Raw genomic sequence first — 19,947 nt, forward strand, 5'->3', positions numbered from 1 at the left:
GATGCTCGCTTCAATGGTGGGGGATATCAGGAGAAACCTGAGCCCCACACATGGGAGCGTCATGGAAAATTACAATCGCGCGGGCGGCCCGTGCAGTGCGAAAATTCTCTTTGGCTGTCATCGTCCGGCTTGACCGGGCGATCCAGTACTCCGAGGCGTTAGTGATTAAGCCGAGAGGCCGCGGCGTACTGGATGCCCCGCTTTCGCGGGGCATGACAGCGAGGGGCGTTCTACCGCACCATGCCCGCCGGCTGCGCCTGCGCCGTGCCGCCGCGCATGCGGGCGAGCAGCTCGGCGGTCGGCCAGGAATCGGCGGGCAGGCTGTACTTGATCTGCATCGCCTTCACGGCGGCGCGGCTCTGCTGGCCCAGCACGCCGTCGACCTTGCCGACGTTGAAGCCGGCGCGGACCAGGAGCAGCTGCAACTCCTTCAGCTCATTGAACGGCAGTTGCGCGACCGGCGCAGACGGCTTGCGCATCGGGGCCGCGCCCGCAATGCGCGAGGCGAGATAGCCCGCTGTGGTCGAATAGATCAGCGAGTTATTCCACTCGGTGTAAGCCGCGAAATTCGGATAGGCCATGAAGGCCGGCCCGGTCCGTCCCATCGGCAGCAGCACGGAGGCCGCGAGATTGTCGTTCGGCAGCGGCCGGCCATCGGGATAGGTGACACCAAGCTGCGCCCATTTCGAGCGCGGCTGCTGCACCGAAAGATCGGTCTGATCCCATGGCAGGTTCTGCGGCACCTTGATCTCTTCCAGCCACGGCTCGCCGCGCCGCCACTTCAAGCCGTTGGCGATGTAGTTCGCGGTCGAGCCGATCACGTCGGGTCCGCTGCGCAAGAGGTCGCGCCGTCCATCGCCATCATAGTCGACGGCATAGTTGACATAGTGCACCGGCAAAAACTGCGTCTGGCCGAGCTCGCCGGCCCAGGAGCCGATCATTTCCTCGGGCGAGAGATCGCCGCGATCGATCACCTTCAGCGCGGCGATGGTCTCGTTCACGAACATCTCCGAGCGGCGGCAGTCATAGGCCAGCGACACCAGCGATTTCAGTGTCGGCAAATTGCCCATGTTGGCGCCGAAATCGCTCTCGAGGCCCCAGAACGCGGCAATCACCGCCGGTGGCACGCCATATTCCTTCTCCGCGCGCGCGAACGCGGCCGCATAGGTCTTGATGTGCTGCTGGCCGTTCTGCATGCGATAGGGCGCCGCCATGCGGCCGGCAAATTCGGTGAAGAGCTGGCCGAACACGCGCTGGCCGCGGTCGCGGTTGACGATGCCCTGGTCGTAGACGAGGTAGGGCGAGGCCTGCGCGATCGTCCGTTGCGACACGCCGGCGGCAACCGCCTGTTGCTTCACGTCGGCCAGGAAGCGATCGAAGCTCGCGCCATTGTGGCACGACGCCGCGCGGGGCGACGGCGCAGTCGCCTTGGGCACGGCGGGCTTTGCCGGTGGCGGGAGGAATTGGGCGGAAGCAGGAAAGGAAACAGCGACAAGGACAACGGCCGCGGTCGCGAGGCGTGTTTGGAGCATGGGGTTTCCGGCAGGGAGAAGGGCGCGGTGGAATCTCGCGAAAGCTTATGTGAAGTGGGCGCCTCAAACCATCCCTTCGTCATGGCCGGGCTTGTCCCGGCCACCCACGCGTTTCGGTCCTTGCATCGACGAAGAACGTGGATGCCCGGGACAAGCGCCGGGCATGACGGAAAAGCAACGTTGAACATAGCCGCGGCTCCGCGACGCACCATGAAACCTTGCGGGCTGGCCCGGGTCATCCCTACCTCAACAGCGCCGGCCCGCCGCGCCTCCTGCGGCCACGGCCGGTCCGGGAGACGGCCATGAACTATCTTCGTACCGCAATCCTCCTCGCAGGCCTCACCGCCCTGTTCATGGGCGTGGGCTATCTGATTGGCGGCGCCGCCGGCGCCGTGATCGCGCTCGTCATTGCGGCGGCGACCAATCTCTTCACCTACTGGAACTCCGACCGCATGGTGCTCAGCATGTACGGCGCCCACGAGGTCGACCGTGCCAGTGCGCCGGAGCTGGTCGGCCTCGTCGCGGAGCTTGCCGGCCGCGCCGGCCTGCCGATGCCGCGCGTGTTCCTGATGGACGAGCCGCAGCCCAACGCGTTCGCGACCGGCCGCAATCCCGAAAATGCCGCGGTTGCCGTCACCACCGGCCTGATGCACCAGCTCAGCCGCGAGGAGCTTGCCGGCGTCATCGCCCACGAGCTCGCGCATATCAAGCATCGCGACACGCTGCTGATGACCATCACCGCGACCATCGCCGGCGCGATCTCCATGCTCGCCCAGTTCGGCATGTTCTTTGGCGGCAACCGCGACAACAACAACGGTCTCGGCATCGTCGGCTCGATCCTGATGATGATCCTGGCGCCGCTCGGTGCCATGCTGGTGCAGATGGCGATCAGCCGGACCCGCGAATATGCCGCCGACAATCTCGGCGCACGCATCGTCGGCCAGCCGATGTGGCTCGCGTCGGCGCTGGTGAAGATCGAGAGCGCCGCACATCAGGTCCCGAACTTCGAGGCCGAACGAAACCCTGCGACCGCGCACATGTTCATCATCAACCCGCTGTCGGGCCACGGCGTGGACAATCTCTTCGCCACCCATCCCTCGACGCAGAATCGCATCGCGGCGCTCCAGCAGCTCGCGGTCGAGCTCGGCGCGCAGGCGACCGCGTCGATCGGTGCCAATGAAAACTATCCGCCGCGAAGCCCGTGGGGCCGCTCGTCGCCGAGCGGCAATTCACGTGGCTTCTCACGTGGTCCTTCACGTGGACCTTGGGGCTGATACGGACCTGGCTGGAAATAGCGTCCCGCTTTGTGATCTGGCGCACACAGGGGCGTCCGGGCCGATGCTAACACCGCTGCTGGACTATTGCGTCGAAAGGGGATGCGTGGCCGGCCCGTCGCCGGCCACGGCCGAAGATGACCAAAGCTGCGGTGCCATTGCTGATCGTCCTGGGCGTGCTCATCGGCCTGTCCACGCACACCGTTGTCAATTGCGGTGACGAGGACGAGCCCGACATCTGCTCGGCCGTGATCGGCTTCTCGCCGCTCCGCGGCTCGCTGATCGCCTTCGCCTATGAGGGGCGCGGACGGATCGCGTTGCGCCATGGCGACCACCGGCGGGCGGCCGCCGATTTCGACGAGGCCATTCACCTCAATCCCAACCGCGCCTCGCTCTATCGCGACCGCGGCCTCGCCCGCCAGCAGAACGGGGAGCCGGAGCTCGCTATTGCCGACTACGACGAGGCGATCGCGCTCGATCCCAAGCTCGCCGCGCCCTATCGCCAGCGCGGCCTTGCGCTCGCTGCCAAGGGCGATCTCGACCGCGCCATCCTGAGCTACAACACGGCGGTCCGCCTCGACCCGTCGGATGCGCAGGCCCGCTTCGATCGCGGCCTGGCGTTTCTCGCCCGCGGACAGGCCGACGACGCGCGCGCCGATTTCGGAGCGGCGCTGGCGCTGCCGGCCGGCAAGGACGGCCGCACGCGCGATGCGGCCCGCGCGAAGCTCGCCGAACTCTCGAACGCCGAGCCGACCCGCGTCGCCGCGCCGAGAAGGTGAAGATCTAGAGGCAAGCTCGCCGCTTGTCCCTCTCCCCTTGTGGGAGAGGGTGGCTCGCCGCGAAGCGGCGAGACGGGTGAGGGGTCTCTCTCCGCGCGCACCGTCCCACAGTTGAGTTCGCGGACAGAACCCCTCATCCGGCGCCATAGCCGAAGCTTCGCTTCGGCGTTCTTAAGAACGGCGGCCGCAGGCCGCCTATGCCACCTTCTCCCACAAGGGGAGAAGGAAGAAAGCACCGCGACTACTTCGCCTTCTTCGCTTTCTTTGCCTTCGCCTTCTTCACCGGCTTCTCCTTTGCCGGCTTCTTCTCCACCACAGGCGCGCTCGCCGCGATTCGCATCGCGCGCGCGTAGCTGTCGGCGACGTTGTCGGCGGACATCTGGAGGCGCCTGGCAGCCGCGGTGGCCTGCTCCATGGTGGCCTTGGCCATCGTCTTGAAGCGGATGCTCGTGTCCTTGCCCTTGGCCTTGGCCGCCAGCGCGTTGAAGCGGTCCCGCCGCTCCTTGGCACGGGTCATCAGGCCGGTATGTGCTTGTCTGGCCAGTTGCCGAATCACGACATCCAGGTCGGCGTCCGCCATGTTCTTCTATCCTCTTCGAAACAGTTACCAAATCGATGCGCGGGACTATGCAGATCAGGCCCCGCCTTGGCAATTCCCGGACCTGCGTCGTCCGCATCTTCCGGTTTACAAAATAAAAAGGGCCGCGCTGGTGGCGCGGCCCGGGACGTGCTTTGGCGCAGGAGCGCTCGATCGTCCTATTTCAGCGAGGCGACCGGTCCGCTCGACGCAGCCTGCGGGTCGGGGTCGAAGCCGAATACGCCGACCAGATATTTGTAGTAGTCCGGCATCTTCTCCCTAAGCGCTTCGCGGGACTTGGGATCGTGGAATTCGCTCTTCCCGGCCAGGAAGATGCTGGCGGTGACGGCGAAGAACTCCATGTGATTCTTCAGCGCGTAGGCCTCCTTGGGCAGGAAGTCCTTGGACTTGGCATGGACGTAGTAGGCCCGAACGCCCTTGTTGTCGTAGCCATCGGGCAACAGCCGGGCGTGATAGGCGTGCAACAGCTCGTGCAGCAGCACGGCTTCCTTTTCGTAACGCATCATGTCCGGCCGCAGCATGATCACGCCGAGCCCGGAATCGACCGCGAGATCGACGGCGTTCGGATTGGTCCATTGCTGCTTGTCATGGTCCCACACGGTCAGCATGCGCGGAACGCGGCGCTCGACGTTCGGGGCGACCCGGCCGTAACACGCGGTTGCGGCGCCCTCGTCGAGGCAGGCCAGCTCGCTCGCGACGATTGGCACGGTACGGAAGAAACGCAGCACGCGCGGCGACAGGCCGGCGCCTTCGACCACGTCGATCTGGCGCTTTAGATTGTCGGTGAGCTTGTCGACATCCTTGCGGTCGCTGTTCTCCGACAGATCGAACATGTAGCCGCGATAGCTCTGGAAGCCCGGCGGCAATTGCTGGGCCGTTGCGTCGGCTTCGAGCGGCCCGGCATTGGACGGATTGGCGAAGAGCGCGCCGATAATGGTCGCGGTCAGCAGCAGCGCAACGCGCATGATGAACCCCCTGGTGTCACTCTCGCGCGGCAGAATAGGCCATCGTCGTTTGCGAAAAGTGAGTGAGGCGAGACTAAGGCGCCGATGTTGAGGCGTGCTTAATCGTTCGTTGCAGAGCGCAGGGGGCAAGTTAGTCCCGGGTTAACCAAGGAGGGTATCCCGGCTCGGCGCTTCGGCGTAACATCAGGGGATGGGCACCAAGGCCCTAGTCAAACAGCCGGAGGAGGATGCCATGTATGCCGCCATCCGTCAGGCCAAGGCAAAAAGCGGGAGCGCGGAAGAGCTGGCGCGCCGCATCAAGGACGGCGCCGTTCCGATCATCAGCGACGTCGACGGTTTTCGGGCCTACTACGTCGTCTATGCCGGCGACGACACGGTGACCGCGATCTCCATCTTCGACAAGTTCGAGCAGGCGGAGGAGGCCAACCGGCGCGCGATCGCCTGGATCGAGAAGGATCTGGGCCCGCTGCTCGCCGGACACGCAAGCGCCGCCGCAGGCCCGGTGATCGTGCATACGCTGGCGTGACGCACGTCGCGACTCTGCCATCTTCTCTGCTGTCATGCCCCGCGAAGGCGGGGCATGACAGTACGCCGCAGCGTCTCGGTCCAATCATAATCGCCGCAGAGTACTGGATTGCCCGCTTTCGCGGGCAATGACACCGGAGTGCGTGGTGCCACTCATCCACGCCTCTTCACAACTCCCGTGCATTCGAAAACGCAAACGAGCTCACCCGCCGCGTGGTCTCGTCCAGGATCAGCGTGCGCGTGATCGGCGGCTCGGCGCGCTGGGCGCAATTTTCGCGCTCGCACAGCCGGCAATTGACGCCGATCGGCGTACCCTCCGCCTTCTCCAGGTCCATGCCGGAGGCGTAGACGAGGCGTGCGGCGTGACGCATCTCGCATCCGAGGCCGATCGCGAAGCGCGGTTGCGGCAGCGGGTGCGGCGCCACAGGCCGGCGCACCATTTGCGCGATCGAGAAATAGCGCGTCCCATCGGGCAGCTCGATCACCTGCTTGAGCAGACGATCCGGCGTGTCGAAGGTCGAGTGCACGTTCCATAAGGGACAGGTGCCGCCGAACTTCGAGAACGGAAAGGTGCCGGATGAAAAGCGCTTCGACACGTTGCCGGCATTGTCGACGCGCAGCAGAAAGAACGGAATGCCGCGCGCGTTCGGCCGCTGCAGGGTTGTGAGCCGATGGCAGACCTGCTCGAAGCCGGAATTGAAGCGCTGCGCCAGCAGGTGAATGTCGTAGTTGAGCGCTTCGGCTGCGGCCAGGAAGGCCGGGTAGGGCATCATCACGGCGGCCGCAAAGTAGTTGCCGAGCGTGATGCGGAACAGACGGCGCGGTGTGTCGTCCAGCGGACCGGCGCGGCCGATGATAGCCTCCAGATGCTGCGCGCATTCGCCGAGCCCGAGCTGGAAGGCGAGCTGGAACGCGCGGCCGGCCGGATCAACCAGTTCGGAGATCAGGAGCTGACGGCGGTGGCGGTCGAAGCGCCGCAATGTCTCGCGCATCACGTCGACCGGCATGATGCGGGTCTGGATCGAATGTTTTTCCCGCAGACGCGCGGCGAGCGCCGCGTAAAGCCCCTCGGCCGGCACGTTCAATTCGTCGCGCAAGGTTTCGGCGGCCTGCTCGAGCTCCGGGAAATAGTTGCGGTTGGCCTCGATCAGCTCGCGCACGCGTTCGACCGGATTGGCCTCGTAGCGCGTGCCGACGTCGCGGTCCGCCATTTGCGCGGCCGCCAGCGTCTCGCCCTGGCGCGCCTCGGTATAGGCCGCATAGAGCCGTTGCAGCGCATGTGTGACGCCGGGGCAGAGCTCGGCGAGATCGCGCAGCTCCTGTTTGGGCACGTCGATCTGGCGGAACAGCGGATCGGAGAAGATCTCATTCAGCTCGGCGAAGAAGCGGTCCTCGTCGGCCGTCGCCAGGTCGCGCAGGTCAAGGTCGTAGGTCTCGGCGAGCCGCAGCAGGATCTGCGCGGTCACCGGGCGCTGGTTGCGCTCGATCAGGTTGACATAGCTCGGCGAGATCCCGAGCCCCTCGGCGACCTGGGTCTGCGACAGCCCCAATTGCTGCCGGATCCGCCGGAACCGCGGGCCAACGAACAGCTTCTTCCCGGAATCGGCGGCCATTTAGGGGCTCTCCAGTGGAACTAAGGACAGACTTCATGACCTATAAATTAACAATCTTTACAAAGTGACATCTATTACATGTACTGATGTTACATGACATCACCATTCAATTACAAGCCCACTGTACGAACTTCGCTTTCTCGCGTTTAGCTCTCGACACGCATTTCGCAATGCACTGTCAAGATTGTCGAACGTACGAAGGGATAGGATATGAACTTCCAACCGCGCGGGATCAGCGACCAAGCCATTCAGGGACCGGCGTCGTATCAGAGCGAGGTTGAGGCGGCCGAAGCGCTCCTCAAGAAACAGCCGACCTGGAACGGCGTCACCGCCGAGGCCGTGGCGCGCATGCGTCTGCAGAACCGCTTCAAGACCGGCCTGGACATCGCCCGCTACACCGCGGCGCTGATGCGCGCCGACATGGCGGCCTATGACGCAGATCCCACCAAGTACACTCAGTCGCTGGGCTGCTGGCATGGCTTCATCGCCCAGCAGAAGCTGATCTCGATCAAGAAGCATTTCGGTGGCAAGACCGATCGCCGTTACCTCTACCTGTCTGGCTGGATGATCGCCGCGCTGCGCTCCGAGTTCGGACCGCTTCCCGATCAGTCGATGCACGAGAAGACCTCGGTGCCGGCGCTGATCGAGGAACTCTACACCTTCCTGCGTCAGGCGGATTCCCGTGAGCTCAACGACATCTTCCGCGCCCTCGACAAGGCGCGCAAGGAAGGCGACAAGACCCGCGAGAAGGAGCTGATCGAGAAGATCGACAACTTCCAGACCCATGTCGTGCCCGTCATCGCCGACATCGACGCTGGCTTCGGCAATGCGGAGGCGACCTATCTGCTCGCCAAGAAGATGATCGAAGCGGGCGCCTGTGCGCTCCAGATCGAGAACCAGGTCTCGGACGAAAAGCAGTGCGGGCACCAGGACGGCAAGGTGACCGTGCCGCACGAGGTGTTCCTGGCGAAGATCCGCGCCTGCCGCCACGCGTTCCTTGAGCTCGGCGTCGAGGACGGCATCATCGTCACCCGCACCGACTCGCTCGGTGCTGGTCTGACGCAGCAGATCGCCGTCAGCCACAAGCCGGGCGACCTTGGCGATCTCTACAACAGCTTCCTGGACTGCGAGGAAGTCACGGCCGAGAACGCCCGCAACGGCGACGTCATCATCAATCGCAACGGCAAGATGCTGCGTCCGAAGCGGCTTGCCAGCAACCTCTATCAGTTCCGCCCCGGTACCGGCGAAGATCGCTGCGTGCTGGACAGCATCACCTCGCTGCAGAACGGTGCCGACCTCCTGTGGATCGAGACCGAGAAGCCGCATATCGAGCAGATCGCCAAGATGGTCGACCGCATTCGCGAGGTCGTTCCGAACGCGAAGCTGGCCTACAACAACTCGCCCTCGTTCAACTGGACGCTCAACTTCCGCTGGCAGGTCTACGACGCGATGAAGGAAGCCGGCAAGGATGTCAGCAAGTACAACCGGGCCGAGCTGATGAAGCCGGAATACGACGAGACGCCGCTGGCCATCGAGGCCGACGAGCGCATCCGTACCTTCCAGGCCGATTCAGCCAAGCGTGCCGGCATCTTCCACCATCTGATCACGTTGCCGACCTATCACACGGCAGCTCTCTCGACTGATAATCTCGCGAGGGAGTATTTCGGCGAGCAGGGCATGCTGGGCTACGTGAAGAATGTTCAGCGCCAGGAGATCCGTCAGGGCATCGCCTGCGCCAAGCATCAGAACATGGCCGGCTCCGATATCGGCGACGACCACAAGGAATATTTCGCCGGCGAGGCTGCTCTGAAGGCGGGCGGCGCGCACAACACGATGAACCAGTTCGGCTAACCGGGCAGCAGGAGACTGACAATGACCAAAGGCAGCAATTTCTGGGTGATCGGCGGTGAGTTCGGCTCGATGAACTTCCACAAGCTCGTGGAAGGCTCGGCCCAGGTGCAGGGTCCGTTCAAGACCCGCAAGGAAGCCGAGGACGCCTGGCGCTCGGTCTCGGAAGAGAACCGCCACAAAGCCGGCGTCCGCTTCTCGATCGTGGAAGAGCCGTCGCGGGTCTCGGCCTGACCGCTGCCTAAACTAACAAGAAAACGTCCAAGGACGGATGGTCCCATCCGGCGCAAGCCGGGTGGGATCGTCTGCTTTTGGCACACAAGAGCGGCCTGTGGGCACCGTAAGTATCTGGATTTATGGACCCTTTGCGGACGTTGTGGTTGCTGATAGGTTAACGGAGGTGAGTGAGGACGAGGCCGACAATGTCAGAGCCTGAGACCAGCGGGACCCATCCCGGCCAGCCGCGCCCGGTGCGGCTGCGCGACGTGCTGCTGCGTGCGCGAATCGAGGCTGCCGACCGCACCGGCGTGGTCGTCGATCTCAGGGACGCCGAGGTGGCGCGGCTGGAGATCCTGAACGACGCGCTCGATCCGCTGTTCGCGCAGGTTCCCGAGCAGATCGACCTGTTCGACCGCGGCGTCAGCCAGGGCGACACGCCGCGGCTCTGGATCGACGTCGTCGCGCACATCGTGATGGGGCGCGACAAGCGGATGTACCGCTTCGTCCAGGACAGCCGTTTCGGCCGCATCGTGCTGGCGGAATCGCACGACACCGCCGTGATCGTCGAAGCCGTGACCGACTATGTCGCGCGCCGCATGATCGAGCGCGAGCATGCGATGGTGGTCCAGCCTGAGCCGAAGCCCGCGATCGCCGAGCCGCCGCGCCGCTCGCGCCTCTGGCCGTTCGTGTTCGGCTTCATCCTCGGCGCAGCCGCTCTGTTCGGCGTCGCCGTGCTGGCGGCCTTGCGGAGCTGGTAAGACGTCGTCATTGCGAGAAGCGAAGCGACGAAGCAATCCAGACTGCCGCCGCGGAGAGATTCTGGATTGCTTCGCGGCGCTCGCAATGACGGCAGAACTAAATCAACCGCGCGTGCTTGATCTGACGGATCTGAAATCCATGATCGAGGCTGCGCACCGTCTGCTCGCAGCGCCAGCCGGCATTGTCTTTCTCGATCGCGAACAGATTATACGCAGCCGCCGGATAGCGACCATGCGCCAGCGCGGAAGCCGACGGCACGCCGACCGCAGGGATCTTGCCGTTGGGGCCGTCGAACCACATCGTCGAATGCACATGGTCGTGCCCGTGCAGGATCAGCTCGACACCGTGGCGCTTCAACAGCGCCAGCAGATCGGCCGCGTCGGTCATCCGCTTCTGGCGCGCGTCGGACTTCAGGGGATGATGAACCAGCAGGACGCGAAACACGTCCTCGGCCGCGAGCTGCGCGAGCATCTGCTCCAGCGCAGCGAGCTGGTCGCGCCCGAGCGTGCCCGTCGCCATCAGCGGCAGGGTCGGTACGGCGGTGGACAGGCTGATCAGCGCCACCGGCCCACGCCGGCGGACAGCCGGGAAAGCGGCGGCGCCCGGCATGTCGCCGGCGATGTAATGCAGGAACATCTCTGCGAAGCGGTGCGACGTCGCGCTGACATAGGCGTCGTGATTGCCGGGGATGGCGCTAACGCGGTCGGGCGGGCCGACGCCTTCGAGCCAGGCCAGTGCCGGCGCGAATTCAGCCTCCAGCGCCAGATTGACGAGATCGCCGGTCACGGCGATGTGGTCGGGCGCCTGTGCCTGCAGGTCCGCGACCAGCATGTCGAGCACCTCGCGGCGCTGGTACTTGTGGCGGTTGCGCGTCCAGTTGACGTAGCCGAGCGCGCGTTTGCCGGCGAGCTCCAGCAGCCGCGGCCGCGGCAACGGCGGCAGATGCGGGTCGGACAAATGGGCAAGCGTGAAAGGTGCCATGGCGCGCGGTTGCCTCGCTATTCGCCCGCTGTAATGGCAAGGTCGCTCGCAACGCGCAAGGGAAGCCTAAAAGGGGACGTCAAGGGAGCCTGATGGGGGATGGTCTGAACCGCATACGACGGAAGTGCGAGCCGCTGCTGCGGCGAGTCCTCCATGCCTATTTCCTGCTCGTCCGCGGCATGACCCTCGGCGTTCGCGCCGTGGTGCTGGACGCCGACAACAGGGTGTTCCTGGTCAAGCACAGCTACGTCGCCGGCTGGTATCTGCCGGGCGGCGGCGTCGACCTGGGCGAGAACATCGAGCAGGCGATGCGGCGCGAGCTCAAGGAGGAGGGCGATATCGATCTCACCGGCGAGGCCGTGCTGCACGGTATCTTTCTCAACAGCCACGTCTCCCGCCGCGACCATGTCGCCGTCTACGTGGTCAGGCATTTCAAGCAGGATCGCCTGCCGCAGCCCAACCGCGAGATCGTCGAATGCGGATTCTTTCCGGCTGACGCGCTGCCCGAGGGAACCACGCCCGGTACGCGGCTGCGACTCGCGGAAGTGCTCGGCGGCGCGCCGCTGACTGCGACATGGCGGTGAGGGCAGTGATCTTGCGGCCGTCCCGGAGGTTCTATCGACTTTGCAGACAAGAGTGGGTACGATTGATGAATCGCACAAAATTTCAATTGCCGGGTTATCTAACGTGACCAGTCAAATTTCGGTGGTCAGCGAGCGGGCTGCTCTGCCTGAGCTCGAACTCACGATTTTGATGCCGTGTCTGAACGAAGCCGAGACGCTGGCAACCTGCATTACCAAGGCGCAATTGTTCCTCAGCCGCGCGAGCGTCGCCGGCGAGATCCTGATCGCGGATAACGGCAGCACCGACGGCTCGCCAGACATCGCAAGAGCGCTTGGCGCGCGTGTCGTCGACGTTCCGATCCGCGGTTACGGCGCGGCGCTGCGTGCCGGTATTGCCGCAGCTTCTGGCCGTTACATCGTGATGGGAGATGCGGACGATAGCTATGATTTCGAGCGGCTTGGCGCCTTCCTCGAACGGCTGCGCGCCGGCGATGATCTGGTCATGGGCAATCGTTTCAAGGGCGGAATCGAACCGGGAGCGATGCCGTTCCTGCACCGTTATCTCGGAAATCCCGTTCTGAGCTGGTTCGGTCGGCTCTTCTTCGGGGCCGGGCTCGGCGATTTTCATTGCGGATTGCGGGGCTTTTCGAAGGACGCGATTGCGCAGCTCGACCTGCGCACGACGGGAATGGAGTTCGCGAGCGAGATGGTGGTTCGGGCAACCATCGTTCGGCTCAAGATATCGGAGGTGCCGACGATCCTGTCGAAGGACGGAAGATCGCGGGCGCCTCATCTCAGAACCTGGCGCGACGGCTGGCGTCATCTGAAGTTCCTGCTGCTGTACTCGCCGCGATGGCTGTTCTTCTATCCGGGCGTGCTTCTCGTCGCTGCCGGAACGATATTGAGCAGCGTGCTTTTTTTCGGGCCGATCAGGATCGGAGGAATCGGCTTTGACATTCGAACGATGCTCGTCGCATGCACCTGCCTGATCGTGGGCATCCAGGGCATCTGCTTTGCAACCATCGCTCGCAGCTTCGCCGAGAACCTGAATCTTCTTCCGCCCTCTGCGCGTTACGGTCGCGTCCTCGAAGCCTGCACGCTCGAGTTCTTCGTCTTTGGAGGTGCCGCGATTTTCGTGATCGGGGTTGCCGGCCTGATCACGGCCGTCGTCCAATGGGGCGAAGCCAATTTCGGGCCGCTTGACGTTTCGAGTCTGCTCCGCGTCGTGGCGCTGTCCACGACGGCGATTACGGTCGGGGCCCAGTTGGTATTCACCGGGTTCCTCTCCGGACTGATGTCCATCAAGCATTCCTAGCGTCTCATGCCCGCGTTCTGTCCCGGGCCCGCGGAGAGTAGATGAAGCCTGTCAAATTTGCGTTCGGCTTGATCTGCCTGCTGATCCTCGCCAGCAACATTCGCATGATGTCGCATTGGACTGAAGCGCGCGGCGTCTGGGACGACGTCTGCTATTTGCGACAGGCTCACCTGTTTCAGCTGTACGGGATCGGCGGGCTCGACACGGACGCGTCCCGGGATGAGGATCACTACCTGCAAGGCAAGCTGAAGGAAATCGGTTTTCCGGCAGGAAACCGAGCACCCTGTCATCCACCGACGTCCAGCGGAAAATATGTGCTGCAATATCCGCCGGGCACGGGGTTTGTGCTCGCGCTGTTCCCGCAGGGCCATCAGGTGGTGCCGCTCTATATCGGCGCCAGTCTGATCGTCTGCGGCTTCGCGCTGCTCGCCATCTTCCATGCGCAGTCGCTGTCGTCGGCTCTGGGGGCGGGCGTCTTTGGCGCGCTCGCCGTGCTCATGATGATCAACCCGGCAAAGGACAGCTATTCCGTTGCGCCGACAATGGCGGTTTGCGCGGTCGTCGGCTATCTGACCGCCCTGTGGCTGATCAAGGCGAAGCGCAATGTCTGGTTGGTCCTGCTGATCGGTCTCCTGCTCGGATTGTCGGTCAATCTCAGAGTACCGAACCTTGTGCTGGTTGCGGGCTACGTCCTGTTTCTGGGTATCGCCTTCCTCCGCTCGCGTACGGCCGCGACGTTTGTACGGGGATTGATCTTTGGCCTGGCCGTCGTCGTCGGCATGGTGCCGACATTGATCGCCAACGCGATCAACGCCGGGAATCCGTTTGCGACGACCTATAGTCCGGACGATGCCACTGCGCCCGAAATCAATCTCGAGGTACTGAACCGGTATCTGCACGATATGCAGTTCGGGCTGATCCTGCTCACGGTTGGCTCGGCTGCCTGGCTGTTGCGGACCGGCCGGGGCGGAGCACGCCAGGTCGCCCTCGTCGTCAGCGGCAATCTTCTGGTTAACCTCATCTTCTTCCTGAGCCACCCGACATTCACGCACTATTACCTCGTTCCGATCGCAATGCTCTCGGCGTGGAGCTTGTGTTTTGCCGGCGCCATGCAACCACGCGAATCCGGGGAACAGGCTCCGCTCGGGCAGGCCATGCATGTGTGAGCCGGCAGCATAGCTCGATGGACCTCACCGTTCCCAGATGCTATCCCGCCCGATGATATGACCGATCTCTCACTGACCATCCTTCCCGAAGCCGCCGGCGACGCCCAGGCGATCGAACGGCTGCACGAACGCACCTTCGGCCCCGGCCGCTTCGCGCTCAGCGCCTATCGCATCCGCGAGCATGTCGACCATCTGCTCGAGCTGTCCTTCACGGCCCGCATCGGCACGCTGCTGGTCGGCTCTGTCAGGCAACTGCCGGTGCTGGTCGGCGAGACGCCGGCGCTGCTGCTGGGGCCGCTCACGATCGAGCCGCCGTTCCGCGGCCGCGGGGTCGGCCGGCTCCTGTTGGAGCGGGCGCTGAAGGATGCCAGGGAAAAGGGCCACGCCATCGTGCTGCTGGTCGGCGACGAGCCCTATTACGGCCGCGTCGGCTTCAAACAGGTACCGAAGGGGCGTGTCACCATGCCCGGCCCGGTCGACGCCGCCCGCATCCTGGTGTTCGAGCTGGTCGACGGCGCGTTCGAAGGCGTGTCGGGGCCCATAGGCCCCGACTGGAGCAAGGCACGGGGGTAGGATAGGGCGGGTGCCGCGGCTGTCGACTGTCGGGTTGGAAGCAAAGAGCCCCTGCTTGATCGGACACTACGGCTTCCGTGAAAGTTTTCGGACCGGCCCGAGATCGCGGATGATGTCCGGCTATTGTAGAAGAGAGGGCCTGATCCGGGACACTTAGCTCTCTCGGCAGCCCGCTAGCCGTATTCCCTGATAGGATCGCGCGGCTATGTCTAAAAGGCGTTGGCTACTGTGAAGTACTTTACATCCCTGTGTTCTTGACCCGGGCTAAGATGGCAACGGCTTCTTACTTTGAAGGAGGCATCCGATGCTTGCGGCAATCAAATGGAACTCCCGATATAGCGCTCGCGAATGGGTGGTGACGGCTGGAGCACTTGTCGTCCAACTCAGCGCACTGAATGCAAAACGACGGAAGGGTGAAAGCAAACGAAGGCGGCCACTCTGGAAGCACTTCGACGACACCCATCGTTGGGACTCAATCTCGGAGGAATGGGTCCCCAACCACGATCGATGATCGTGCAACGCATTATGCGTCCCTCGGCCGATTTTCCGAGATATCAAGATCCATCTCACTGACGGCCCCGCTTCGGTACACCCAATCCTGGCACCTTCGTCGTCGTGGGTGATGTCCGTTGGCGCCGCTGAAGGGGACGTGCTGGAACGACGTCGAGGTCGATGCGAATGACCCTTTCGGACCAGTCGGCTTACCAACACAGTCAACTGTTGTTGGATAACTGGCTCGCTTGTCCATCCACGTGCTTCTGAACGGCGTGCGTAAGGGCCAGCGTGCGGCCGTTTAGTTAGTGCCGGAGCAGAGGGCATCCGCAGAGCATTTTTGGTTTTTACAAATGCACCAAGACTGATAGCAAACATGTGGGATATTGCCATGTCTTCCATCAATCCAACTCTCCAAGTGTGGCATCTCATACAATCGCATCGTGTGACGGCAGTGATCTACGTCGCGGCAAAGCTGGGCATACCGGAGCTGCTGCGCGATGGACCTCTATCAGCCAATGAACTCGCAAAATCGACTGGTGCGGACAAACAGGCGCTGAACCGCCTGCTCGTCGCGCTCTCGACCATAGGTATTTGCGCTGCCGCGGGCGAGGATCGATATTCACTGACTGAACTGGGCGCCGTTCTAGATGGCACCGCCGAACAGTCCTTCAAGGCCTGGGCGATCTTCGAAGGCCAGATGCTTTATAGCCGATGGAATGGCCTGCTGGATTCAATCGTGACAGGTAAAACCGCCGCGCAGCTTCAGGGGGTCAGCGACAGTTTTGAACTGATGGCGCGCAACCCAGAGGCTGTCAGCATCTTCAATGCCGCTATGGTAGACGTGACACGCTTCGTAACACCGGATGTTCTACGTGCATACGATTTTGGCGGGATTACTCACCTGATGGACGTAGGAGGCGGTTCTGGCGAACTCATCGGTGCCATTGCCAAGCAGTACCCAAGCATCCGGGGGACTGTCTTCGATCTTCCCCGGTGCGCTGAATCGGCGATTAGCCATTTGGATCACATGGGCGTCAGTGGCCGAACCAAGTTCTTGTCTGGTGATTTCTTCCAAACGGTCCCGACCGGCGCAGATGCCATCATCATGAAAAGTATCATTCACGATTGGAACGACGAGCGCAGTCTGAAAATTCTTGCAAATTGCCGCCGAGCGCTACCCGAGAACGGAAAATTGCTACTGGTCGAACGAATATTGCCGGAGCTCCCGAGCGTCAGCGAAGAACACAGGGAGCAGGCGATGAGCGACTTGAATATGCTCCGCGGCCCGGGAGGCCTTGAGCGAACGGAGAAGCAATATAACCGCTTGCTTGATCACGCCGGATTCCAGCAACTGGCAGTCCTACCAGCAGGCCGGTTCGGCGTGATCGAGGCGCGGGTCCGTTGAGGAACGATGCTCCAAGTCGCAAACTCCGCATTGACAGTGTCAATTCGTGGGTCGATGCGGTTGTTCGGCACTACAGGGACCAAGGTCAAATGTACGAGGAGCGGCGGACCTAATCGAGGCCCGCAGGCCTCGATTAGATCAGCGGCTAGAACTTGAAGTTGGCGAATGCCCGCACGCCGATGCCGGGCATCAGCACCTCGTCCTTGCTGTAGGACACCGAGTTGCGGATGTTTTCGTTCAACAGATTGTTGCCGACGAGGCCGACCAGCATCTCGCGCGCGCCGAATGCATTCGGGTTGAGCTTGGTCTTGTAGCTGACCTCGGCCTTCAGGAGGTTGTAGCCCGCCGTCGGCGTCTCCGCGATCACGGCGACGTTGTTCTGCGCGAAGGCGTGCAACAGGTTGATGCGGGCGAGCCAGTTGTCGTCGCGCCAGAACACGCCGCCGCCCATCCGCAAGGGCGGAATGCGCGGCACGTTGGTGCCGTCGGTAAAGGTGGCGCGGACCACGTCGAGCTGGTTCTCGATGCCCCAGATGCCGCCCTGGAACGCGCCGACATCGAGCTGCGACTGGAATTCGCCGCCGCGGAAGTTGGCATTCCGCTGCGAATAGACCGCCTGGTTCAGCTCGGCATCGGGCGCGCCGCATGAGGCAAAATCACCGTCGCACATGACGCCGGTGAGGCGGCGATAGATGAAGTTGTCGAAGTGCGTGTAGTAGGCGGTCGCCTCGAACCGGAACGGTCCGGTCGCCTTGCGCAAGCCGATTTCGACGGACTTCGCGGTCTCGATGGTGAGGTTCGGATTGCCGATGTCGAAGGTCGCGGTCGCATCATGGCCACCGCGCGAGAACAGTTCGGCCGGCTTCGGCGCACGCTCGACATATTGCGCGGTGATGCTGCCGACCGTTCCGCCCGGCAGGTCCTGCAACAGGCCGATGCTACCGCTCTTCGGCGTGAACGACGGATTGCGGACGATGCTTGTCTGCGGCGTCCCGTCAGGCAGGAAGTCTGCCGGGAAATCGGGCGTCGACCCGTGCAGTTCGACATGTTCGATCCGGCCCGCGATCTGCGCCTTGGTCTGTTCGCTGAATTTGAACTCGTTGAAGACGTAACCCGCGACGCGGTAGTTTCGGTTCGGGTCCCACAACCCGTTGAACAGCGCGCCCGGATCATCCGGGCTCGGTGCCGTCAGTTCCTGGTGACCCGCCTGGAAGCCGAACGCGGTCGTCACCTCGGCAAAACGGGCGTTGAACGGCATCAGTTGCGTCTCGATCCGCAACTCTTCTTCGCGGTTGGTGAACGTCTGCCGGACACCGTCCGTTGTCGGGTCAGTGGGATCGGCGAGCCCTAGCTCGTTGTGGCGATAGTTGGTCGCTCCGGCCCAGAAACGGACCGCATCGATCGCGGCCGCGTCGGGATGGTATTCGCCCTTGATATTGATCTTGGTCTGATGCGCATCAATGCGCGTTTGGTGATCTGCACCGTCGATACCGGGAATATGATAGAGCGCATCGTTTTGCGTGATCGACGCGCCGATAAAGCCGCCCAGGAAAATGTAGGACCCGCCGATCGAGGCGCCGTCCGACTGCGCCGCCGAGTTCGGCTGATGGCTGCCGACCGGTCGTGTCTGGTCGAACAGGTACGGATAGCTCGGAATGTAATAGTCAGATGTTTTGCGACCATAGACGTCGGCATGAAACGCAAAATTGCCGGCGCCGGTATCGAGCAGCACGCCGCTCTCGACGGCGCGATCGACCGAGCTGAACGCGGAGCGCGTCTCGGCCGTGACGCAAGGCGATGTCGCAACGCTCGCAAGCGGGGCCTTGACCGGCAGGCCATAGCTTTGGAACGACGCGCCACAGTTCGGCAGCGCATCCGGAATCCGGTTGTTGGTCGCGCTCACGACGCCGCCGATCGAGGTCGATCCGTAGCGCAAGGCGGCCGGCCCGCGCACCACTTCCACCTGGTTGGTCGCGAGCGTATCGATCGGGACGAAATGATCCTCGCCGAGATCGGATGCGCCGCCCGCGTTGGTGCCGTTCTCGACGATGCCGACACGGTTGACGTCGAGCCCGCGGATGATCGGCCGGCTGGAGGCGCCCGGCGCGAAGCTCGAGCCGGTGATGCCGGGTTTCGAGAACAAGAGATCGCCGAGCTGACCGCCGCCCTCGCGGCGGATCTCTTCATTCGGCACCACCGTGACGGTGGCGAACTGGTTGGTCACGATCGGCAGCACGCCCTGCTGAGGTGCGGGGGACGGCGGAGGTGCCGGCGCGGCTTCCGCGGTGCGTTCGCGGTTGCGCGCCGGTGCGGCGCGGGTGACGCGGCTTGCGCTGCGGGACGGCACGACCGGCCTGCGAACGATGGGGCTCGGAGCCGTCACGGTGACGGCGGGAAGCTCGGCAGCCGGCTTGTCCTGGGAAAACGCCGGGGTGGCAGCGGCGCCGAGCAGGAGAAGGCTGGCTCCGCCAAGACCTACTCCGCCAAGACCTACCCCGCCAAGACTTACTCTGCCAAGGCGCTGCGCGCGTCGCAATTCAATTGTCATGGTTCTGATTCCAGTCAGGCGCCGTCCGGATATTGCTTGCTGATCCGAGGCGGCCTGCCGTCGCGGTGCGACGGAATTCGACTTCAACGTCTCCTGGGCGGTTGCCGGCACGCGGCGAGTCCAGGCGTGATCGGGCGTTGGAGATCAGGACGCGGGAGGGGCGCGCGGCTGGAACGCGGTGCCGGCCGATTTCAGGTGGACGAATTCGGCGTCGGTGGTGCGGTAGAGCAGCTCGACCGCTTGGGGCAGCAACAGCAGAGGCGGCGTCGCGAGCACGACGGTGCTCGCCATCGCGACCACAGCGCAGATCGCGCAATTGTCGTCGCCCGGCTGCTCGCGGTTGGGCCCCGAGGGGGACTGCTTCTCGACCGCGGCGCGGTCGATCGCAGCGGTCCCCTTGCTGCTGTCGCTCTGCTGGGACTGGGCGAGAGGTGTGGCCTGGGCGAACCAGTGGCTGTGGCCGAACGTCAGCGCGAACTGCACCAGCAGCGCAAAAAGCGCGAGCCGGGCGCCGTGCCTGATATTCGACCGGAACCACTTCATCTGGAAACGCCACCCCGCATCGTTAGGCGCCGATCCCCTCGGCTTCCTACGATGTTATATTGTAACATCGCAGCATCGATCAGCTTATGTCAACGGCGGTCAGGCGATCTCGCGCGTGTAGCCGCGCGATGTGTCGTTCGGGCAACTAGGGCACGATGGGTTGAAGTCGAATCGAGTTGGGCCAACAGCGGTGCTCTCTCCGTTCCCTCCCCCCTTGTGGGGGAGGGAACGGAGAGAGCACCGCTG

Annotated in this window: 18 protein-coding genes; 11 read left to right on the top strand and 7 right to left on the bottom strand. The window is 63.5% G+C overall.

Translation table 11 applies throughout. The features are described from left to right. Positions 1–230 precede the first annotated feature (230 nt). Positions 231–1,532 carry a lytic murein transglycosylase gene (locus tag GWG65_RS37050; protein ID WP_275200343.1) on the bottom strand — a complete coding sequence of 434 codons (1,302 nt, stop codon included), beginning with the start codon at positions 1,530–1,532 and terminating at the stop codon, positions 231–233. 302 nt (positions 1,533–1,834) lie between these two features. Here GWG65_RS37050 and htpX point away from each other — a divergent pair, with 302 nt between their 5' ends. Further along, positions 1,835–2,806, top strand: coding sequence for a zinc metalloprotease HtpX (gene htpX, locus GWG65_RS37055; RefSeq protein WP_275200344.1), 972 nt, complete (start codon positions 1,835–1,837; stop codon positions 2,804–2,806). Between the two features lie 137 nt (positions 2,807–2,943). Continuing rightward, a complete protein-coding gene (locus GWG65_RS37060; protein ID WP_275200345.1) occupies positions 2,944–3,585 on the top strand; it encodes a tetratricopeptide repeat protein in 642 nt (213 codons plus the stop codon). Between the two features lie 241 nt (positions 3,586–3,826). Here GWG65_RS37060 and GWG65_RS37065 read toward each other — a convergent pair whose 3' ends face one another. Together GWG65_RS37065 and GWG65_RS37070 are read right to left on the bottom strand one after the other, a co-directional pair. Next, entirely contained in the window at positions 3,827–4,165 is a 339-nt protein-coding gene (locus GWG65_RS37065) for a hypothetical protein (protein WP_275200346.1), read from the bottom strand. Between the two features lie 176 nt (positions 4,166–4,341). After that, entirely contained in the window at positions 4,342–5,148 is an 807-nt protein-coding gene (locus GWG65_RS37070; RefSeq protein ID WP_275200347.1) for a hypothetical protein, read from the bottom strand. A 232-nt stretch (positions 5,149–5,380) separates the two neighbouring features. Between GWG65_RS37070 and GWG65_RS37075 the strand changes: the two genes are divergently transcribed. Beyond that, entirely contained in the window at positions 5,381–5,674 is a 294-nt protein-coding gene (locus GWG65_RS37075; RefSeq protein ID WP_014497428.1) for an antibiotic biosynthesis monooxygenase, read from the top strand. 166 nt (positions 5,675–5,840) lie between these two features. On the opposite strand, the gene GWG65_RS37080 is transcribed toward GWG65_RS37075, so the two are convergent. Further along, complete coding sequence (locus GWG65_RS37080; protein WP_275200348.1) at positions 5,841–7,286, bottom strand: short-chain fatty acyl-CoA regulator family protein; 1,446 nt, start codon at positions 7,284–7,286, stop codon at positions 5,841–5,843. 210 nt (positions 7,287–7,496) lie between these two features. Here GWG65_RS37080 and GWG65_RS37085 point away from each other — a divergent pair, with 210 nt between their 5' ends. The 3 genes from GWG65_RS37085 (at position 7,497) to GWG65_RS37095 (ending at position 10,111) form a co-directional block, all read left to right on the top strand. Further along, complete coding sequence (locus tag GWG65_RS37085; protein ID WP_275200349.1) at positions 7,497–9,137, top strand: isocitrate lyase; 1,641 nt, start codon at positions 7,497–7,499, stop codon at positions 9,135–9,137. 21 nt (positions 9,138–9,158) lie between these two features. Further along, positions 9,159–9,368 carry a hypothetical protein gene (locus GWG65_RS37090; protein WP_008137787.1) on the top strand — a complete coding sequence of 70 codons (210 nt, stop codon included), beginning with the start codon at positions 9,159–9,161 and terminating at the stop codon, positions 9,366–9,368. A 188-nt stretch (positions 9,369–9,556) separates the two neighbouring features. Continuing rightward, positions 9,557–10,111 (top strand): hypothetical protein, encoded by a 555-nt coding sequence (locus GWG65_RS37095; protein ID WP_275200350.1) that lies wholly within the window; start codon positions 9,557–9,559, stop codon positions 10,109–10,111. Positions 10,112–10,208: 97 nt separating this feature from the next. Here GWG65_RS37095 and GWG65_RS37100 read toward each other — a convergent pair whose 3' ends face one another. Then, positions 10,209–11,093 carry a metallophosphoesterase gene (locus GWG65_RS37100; RefSeq protein ID WP_275200351.1) on the bottom strand — a complete coding sequence of 295 codons (885 nt, stop codon included), beginning with the start codon at positions 11,091–11,093 and terminating at the stop codon, positions 10,209–10,211. Between the two features lie 92 nt (positions 11,094–11,185). Between GWG65_RS37100 and GWG65_RS37105 the strand changes: the two genes are divergently transcribed. The 5 genes from GWG65_RS37105 to GWG65_RS37125 all read left to right on the top strand — a co-directional run bounded on the left by GWG65_RS37105 (position 11,186) and on the right by GWG65_RS37125 (position 16,610). After that, positions 11,186–11,677, top strand: coding sequence for an NUDIX domain-containing protein (locus tag GWG65_RS37105; protein WP_275200352.1), 492 nt, complete (start codon positions 11,186–11,188; stop codon positions 11,675–11,677). Between the two features lie 103 nt (positions 11,678–11,780). Then, positions 11,781–12,971 carry a glycosyltransferase family 2 protein gene (locus GWG65_RS37110; protein ID WP_275200353.1) on the top strand — a complete coding sequence of 397 codons (1,191 nt, stop codon included), beginning with the start codon at positions 11,781–11,783 and terminating at the stop codon, positions 12,969–12,971. A gap of 41 nt (positions 12,972–13,012) precedes the next feature. Further along, on the top strand, positions 13,013–14,137 hold the full coding sequence (locus GWG65_RS37115; RefSeq protein ID WP_275200354.1) for a hypothetical protein: 1,125 nt from the start codon (positions 13,013–13,015) through the stop codon (positions 14,135–14,137). A gap of 57 nt (positions 14,138–14,194) precedes the next feature. After that, a complete protein-coding gene (locus tag GWG65_RS37120; RefSeq protein WP_275200355.1) occupies positions 14,195–14,710 on the top strand; it encodes an N-acetyltransferase in 516 nt (171 codons plus the stop codon). A gap of 883 nt (positions 14,711–15,593) precedes the next feature. Continuing rightward, entirely contained in the window at positions 15,594–16,610 is a 1,017-nt protein-coding gene (locus GWG65_RS37125; protein ID WP_275200356.1) for a methyltransferase, read from the top strand. A gap of 145 nt (positions 16,611–16,755) precedes the next feature. Here the strand turns inward: GWG65_RS37125 and GWG65_RS37130 are convergent, their stop codons facing one another. Both GWG65_RS37130 and GWG65_RS37135 read right to left on the bottom strand, forming a co-directional pair. Beyond that, on the bottom strand, positions 16,756–19,158 hold the full coding sequence (locus tag GWG65_RS37130) for a TonB-dependent receptor (RefSeq protein WP_275200357.1): 2,403 nt from the start codon (positions 19,156–19,158) through the stop codon (positions 16,756–16,758). Positions 19,159–19,302: 144 nt separating this feature from the next. Beyond that, positions 19,303–19,701, bottom strand: coding sequence for a DUF2946 domain-containing protein (locus GWG65_RS37135; RefSeq protein WP_275200358.1), 399 nt, complete (start codon positions 19,699–19,701; stop codon positions 19,303–19,305). Positions 19,702–19,947 lie beyond the last annotated feature (246 nt).

Source organism: Bradyrhizobium sp. CSA207, assembly GCF_029051685.1.
Classification (GTDB): domain Bacteria; phylum Pseudomonadota; class Alphaproteobacteria; order Rhizobiales; family Xanthobacteraceae; genus Bradyrhizobium.